The following is a 5,524-nucleotide window of genomic DNA, read 5'->3' as shown; positions in this document are numbered from 1 at the left end:
GTCTGAGGCATTGGGCCGTCAGTCGCAGCTACTACCAGGATCGCGCCGTCCATCTGAGCAGCACCGGTGATCATGTTTTTCACGTAGTCGGCGTGCCCTGGGCAGTCAACGTGCGCGTAGTGACGAGTCGGGGTGTCATACTCAACGTGAGAGGTGTTGATGGTGATACCACGAGCTTTTTCTTCTGGCGCGTTATCGATCTGGTCGAAAGCACGTGCAGAACCGCCGTAGGTTTTAGCCAGTACGGTAGTGATCGCTGCAGTCAGGGTAGTTTTACCGTGGTCAACGTGGCCGATAGTACCGACGTTAACGTGCGGTTTTGTACGTTCAAACTTTTCTTTAGACATCGATTGTCCCTCTAAGACACGGATAAATCGGTGGTATCACCACATCAACCAAGCATTTGCTCGTTGAATCCAGAACAGAAAGAAAATCAGGGGGCGAGAAATTAAGAAGTGGTGCTGATAGGCAGATTCGAACTGCCGACCTCACCCTTACCAAGGGTGCGCTCTACCAACTGAGCTATATCAGCACATCTTGGAGCGGGCAGTGGGAATCGAACCCACATCATCAGCTTGGAAGGCTGAGGTAATAGCCATTATACGATGCCCGCATCCTGGAACTCGGCTACCTGATTTTTCTGTAGAATTTTGGGATGGAGCAGGATTGTTCATCACTCGGCTCGCATCCTTCGGGCCGGCTGCGCCTTGCGCTGCACAGCTCGAACCTTGCCGAAGGCTTTCGCCCTCTCCTCCCGCCATCAACCGTTGCGGTATTTATCGCATCTCAGTTAATCGCCGAAGGCAAGATTTGGTGGTGGGGGAAGGATTCGAACCTTCGAAGTCTGTGACGGCAGATTTACAGTCTGCTCCCTTTGGCCGCTCGGGAACCCCACCAGATTTTAACTACTTGTGACTTGAATGGTGCCGGCTACCGGAATCGAACTGGTGACCTACTGATTACAAGTCAGTTGCTCTACCTACTGAGCTAAGCCGGCATCAAGTGCAGCGCATTCTAGGTAGAGCGGGCGACCTATGCAACAAAAAAATTGCTTTACGCGCACTTTCGCTCATAAATCAGTCAATTTTGCATACTGTCATGCAATTCGCAGCCTGCGGCGTGCAAACATTCATCACTCGCGGCAATCATTCTCTACAATTTTATCCACTTTTTGCAAGCCTTGAGCGCCGCTTTCTCCGTGTCGGGCTTCTCAAAACACTTAACCCGCGCAGGTAAACTGTGAGCGGGATCGATGCACCAAAAAGGGGATACCTGCCCCGGACTGCGGCGTGGGCTACACTGATCCCTCGCCCTTTTGCCGTCGCCATGCCTTTCGCCGCTGTGGCTCAGTTATTGCTTCTCTTCATTACCCCCATCCCAGGAGGAATGACCGATGAAAATAGTGCCTATCAACGCCGCTACGCTACCGATTTACCGCGATGAATTGGCCCGCCTGTTGACCGATGCCGTCACGCACGGCGCTTCTGTCGGTTACGACACCTTAATCCCTCACGAAGACGCCGAAAGCTACTTCCACAGTCTGCGGCCGGCCTTGGCCAAAGGTGAACTGCTGCTGTGGATTGCCCGTGACGAGCGCGGCGTCGTTGGCACCGTGCAACTCGAGCTCTGCCAGAAGCCGAACGGCCGTAATCGTGCGGAGGTAGTGAAGCTGTTGGTGCATAGCCGCGCTCGCCGAAACGGCGTAGGTCAGGCGCTGATGAAGTCACTGGAGCACGCGGCACTGCAACAGCAGCGCGGGCTATTGTACCTGGATACGCAGGCCGGTTCGGCAGCAGAAGCGCTTTATCGCAGCCTGGGTTATCGCTGTTTGGGCGAGCTACCGGATTATGCGGCAGGGCCCGATGGGCATTACCATCCAACCGTTATTTATTACAAACGCCTGTTCGCCGTGAACCAACCTTCGCGCGCCATCGCCAGCTAGCCTTCAGGCGGTATCCGGCCCCGATGATACCGCCTTGCAACCCCGCTTTATCAACTGCGCGCCGCTTCGCACAATTGACATAAACTGCTGCCTATCGACAACTTTTGCGAAAAAAGTCTACGCCAAAAACGAAGCTGTCTATAATATGCAGCTTGTTTATTCTCTGGAGCTGGCGTCCGGCGCCTTTCCCAACCTGCGTTAACAGGCAGAATTTGGCTTATGATAAAAAGAGATCAATCTTTAGCAACGCCCTACCTACAGTTCGATCGTACCCAATGGGCTGCGTTGAGAGATTCGGTGCCGCTGACGTTGTCGGAAGAAGAGATCGTTAAACTGAAAGGGATTAACGAAGATCTCTCGTTGGAAGAAGTTGCGCAGATTTATCTGCCGCTGTCACGACTGTTGAACTTCTATATCAGCTCCAACCTGCGGCGGCAGGCGGTACTGGAGCAATTCCTCGGCACCGACGGGCAAAAAATTCCCTATGTCATCGGCATCGCCGGCAGCGTAGCCGTCGGTAAGAGCACAACAGCGCGCTTGTTGCAGGCACTGCTGAGCCGCTGGCCGGAACACCGCAGCGTTGAGCTGATCACGACCGACGGTTTCTTGCATCCAAATAAGGTGCTGAACGAACGCGGCCTGATGAAGAAAAAAGGCTTCCCGCAGTCTTACGATATGCATAGCCTGGTGAAATTCGTGTCGGAAGTGAAATCCGGCGCCAAACGCGTCACCGCCCCGGTTTATTCCCATTTGATCTATGACGTTGTGCCCGAGGGCAATAAAGTCATCGAGCAGCCGGATATTCTGATCCTGGAAGGGCTTAACGTATTGCAAAGCGGTATGGATTACCCTCACGATCCGCATCGCGTATTCGTTTCCGATTTTGTCGACTTCTCTATATATGTTGATGCCCCGGAGACGCTATTGCAAAGCTGGTATATCAATCGCTTCCTGAAATTCCGTCAGGGCGCATTTTCCAATCCCGATTCTTATTTCCATCACTATTCAAAATTACCGGAACCGGAAGCGATTAATATCGCCACGCAATTGTGGAATGAAATTAACGGATTGAATTTGCAGCAGAATATACTGCCTACGCGCGAACGCGCCAGCCTGATCATGACCAAAAGCGCTAACCACGCCGTTGAAAGCGTGCGTTTAAGAAAGTAAGCCTACCGATCGATTCAGGGGACGTTGCCGTCCCCCTTTCTCTAACTATTCCGCACTGCGCAGTGATATCTCCCCGCCGATGAAGGGTTTTATCTCTCCGTCTTGTTCCAGTAGTAGCGCCCCCTGCGAATCGATACCTCGGGCGATGCCCACAATCTGCCGCTCGCCAATCAGGAGCTTGACCGGTCTGTCGATAAAGTTATCCAGGGTACGCCAGCGACCGATAAAGGGCGCCAGTCCGTCTATCTCAAACTGTTTCAACGACTGACGCAGCTCATTGAGCAGGGTTGCAGCCAGCTCATTGCGATCGATCTGAATTCCCGCTTCCTGCAGGTTAATCCAGCCCTGGGTAATGGCGCTGGCGTTGGTATCCCGCATCGCCAGGTTAATGCCGGCACCGATGACCAGTTGAGCCGCATCGCCGGTTTTTCCCGTCAGTTCGACCAGGATCCCCGCCAGTTTACGATCGTTCAGATAAAGATCGTTAGGCCACTTAACGCGCACGTCTGCCGCACCGAGACGCTGCAGAACTTCCGCCATCACCATCCCGATCACCAGGCTAAGCCCCATTGCCGCCGCCGGGCCTTGCTCCAAGCGCCAGAACATCGACAGGTATAAATTAGCGCCAAATGGCGAGATCCACTGCCGCCCGCGGCGCCCACGCCCCGCCTGTTGGTATTCAGCGACGCAGGCGTCACCGGAGTGCAATTCGGCGATGCGGTCCAGCAAGTATTGGTTGGTGGAATCGACCACCGGCAACACGCTTACACGCTTGTCTTCCAGCAGGCTGAGGATACGCTCGGCTTCCAACAGCTGGATGGCACCAGGCAGGCTGTAACCTTTGCCAGGCACGGTAAAAACATCCAGCCCCCACTCGCGAATGGTTTGAATATGCTTATTGATCGCAGCACGGCTCATGCCGAGTGACTCACCGAGGTGTTCCCCGGAATGGAATTCGCCGTCGGCCAGCAGCGCGATCAGTTTTAACGGAACCTTGGTATCTTTCATGACAGCACCGCCACGGCATTCAGCTCACCGGTCGCGCCAATAAAACGCACCTCAGGCTCCAGCCAGACGCCAAATTTATCGGCCACCGTCTTGCGTACATGGCGCGCCAGCGCCACCACATCCTGGCTGTGGGCGTTGTCGATGTTCACCAGCACCAGCGCCTGCTGGCGGTGTACCGCAGCACCACCGAGACGATATCCTTTCAGCTCGCATTGGTCGATAAGCCAGCCGGCGGCCAGCTTCACCTGGCCATCCTGCTGCGGATAATGCGGTATGCCAGGATATTTGGCGATGAGTTCTGCGGCTTTCTCTGCGTTCACCAGCGGATTCTTGAAGAAGCTGCCGGCATTGCCGGTTTCACGCGGATCGGGCAGCTTGCTGCGGCGCATGGCGCATACGGATTCAAATACCTGAAGCGGCGTCACCGTAGCGGGATCCAGCTTAGCCAGATCGCCGTAGCTCAATTTGGGTTGCCACTGTTTGTTGAGGCGCAAACCCAGCCCGACAATGACATGCCCGGTTTGGAAACGGTGTTTGAAAATACTTTCCCGGTAGCCGAAAGCACACTCGGCAGCCGGAATGCGATCGATAGCGCCGGTAGAGAAATCCAGCAGGTCGACATACTCGCAAACGTCTTTCAATTCGACGCCGTAGGCGCCGATGTTCTGAATAGGCGCGGAGCCGGCCAATCCAGGAATCAACGCCAGGTTCTCCAGACCGCAGATCCCGGCCTGCAGCGTATATTGCACCAGATCATGCCAATTCTCACCGGAGCTGACGTGGAGATGCCAGGCATCGTTATCTTCCCGGACGTCGATACCCTTTAGCTGATTGACCATGACCGTGCCCGAAAAATCCTCCAGGAACAGCACGTTGCTACCTTCACCGAGAATCAGCAGCGGCTCCTGACGCTTGCGCGTTTGTTGCCAAACCTTGAGCATCTGCTCAATTCTATCGGCTATGATCAGGTGCGCTGCGTTGACCGGGAGCGCAAACGTATTGTGGTTTTTTAAAGACGCGCTTTCAGTAGACATAACGTTCAGTACCTATACGGAAATAATCTTTCGCCTAGTCTACTCGATTCGAGGCGTCTGGCTAATATTTGTTTTAATTAACGTGAAATTTATCGAATAATACACTGAAGAATTAAGATTTATCTTTGATATAACCGGATAATTCTCATCAACATATTAATAAATAGGCATTTTTATTATTTAAATAATAATCTGAAGCTATCAATTATATATTGATCTGGCTATTTCCCCGACAAAAAACATTATGCTTCCTTATAAGACTAAGCTACATATGCCAAAAAGGTATTTTTCAAAGTAATAGATACAGTCAGGATATTTATTTTACGCATAGCAAAAAGCCCTGAACTGACGTTCAGGGCTTTTTGCTTTA

At 53.0% G+C, this 5,524-nt stretch carries 5 protein-coding genes, 4 tRNA genes and 1 other RNA gene; 2 read left to right on the top strand and 8 right to left on the bottom strand.

The genetic code is table 11. The annotated features are described in order from the left end of the window. The 6 genes from WCL58_RS25175 to WCL58_RS25150 form a co-directional block, all read right to left on the bottom strand. Window positions 1–347: GTP-binding protein (locus WCL58_RS25175; RefSeq protein WP_040232596.1), on the bottom strand; the 347-nt coding region annotated here is incomplete at its 3' end. Between the two features lie 109 nt (window positions 348–456). After that, a tRNA-Thr gene (locus WCL58_RS25170) sits at window positions 457–532 on the bottom strand. Window positions 533–538: 6 nt separating this feature from the next. Then, window positions 539–613: transfer RNA gene (locus WCL58_RS25165), tRNA-Gly, on the bottom strand. Window positions 614–649: 36 nt separating this feature from the next. Continuing rightward, window positions 650–765: non-coding RNA, RtT sRNA (locus tag WCL58_RS25160), on the bottom strand. A 46-nt stretch (window positions 766–811) separates the two neighbouring features. Further along, window positions 812–896 (bottom strand) — tRNA-Tyr (locus WCL58_RS25155). A gap of 25 nt (window positions 897–921) precedes the next feature. Further along, a tRNA-Thr gene (locus tag WCL58_RS25150) sits at window positions 922–997 on the bottom strand. 396 nt (window positions 998–1,393) lie between these two features. Here WCL58_RS25150 and WCL58_RS25145 point away from each other — a divergent pair. Further along, window positions 1,394–1,942: a GNAT family N-acetyltransferase gene (locus WCL58_RS25145; protein WP_060441478.1), complete on the top strand. Its 549-nt coding sequence runs from the start codon at window positions 1,394–1,396 to the stop codon at window positions 1,940–1,942. A 219-nt stretch (window positions 1,943–2,161) separates the two neighbouring features. Continuing rightward, on the top strand, window positions 2,162–3,112 hold the full coding sequence (coaA, locus tag WCL58_RS25140) for a type I pantothenate kinase (protein ID WP_033636718.1): 951 nt from the start codon (window positions 2,162–2,164) through the stop codon (window positions 3,110–3,112). Between the two features lie 45 nt (window positions 3,113–3,157). On the opposite strand, the gene birA is transcribed toward coaA, so the two are convergent. Further along, the gene (birA, locus tag WCL58_RS25135) at window positions 3,158–4,120 is read right to left on the bottom strand and encodes a bifunctional biotin--[acetyl-CoA-carboxylase] ligase/biotin operon repressor BirA (protein WP_033636716.1); all 963 of its coding nucleotides are present in this window, start codon (window positions 4,118–4,120) and stop codon (window positions 3,158–3,160) included. Further along, window positions 4,117–5,154 carry a UDP-N-acetylmuramate dehydrogenase gene (gene murB / locus WCL58_RS25130; protein WP_060441477.1) on the bottom strand — a complete coding sequence of 346 codons (1,038 nt, stop codon included), beginning with the start codon at window positions 5,152–5,154 and terminating at the stop codon, window positions 4,117–4,119. Before murB ends, birA begins: the two co-directional genes overlap by 4 nt. Window positions 5,155–5,524 lie beyond the last annotated feature (370 nt).

The organism is Serratia sp. TMDUHS_CL, assembly GCF_037137105.1.
GTDB lineage: Bacteria > Pseudomonadota > Gammaproteobacteria > Enterobacterales > Enterobacteriaceae > Serratia > Serratia nevei.
This window is presented reverse-complemented; position numbering and strand designations above follow the sequence as displayed.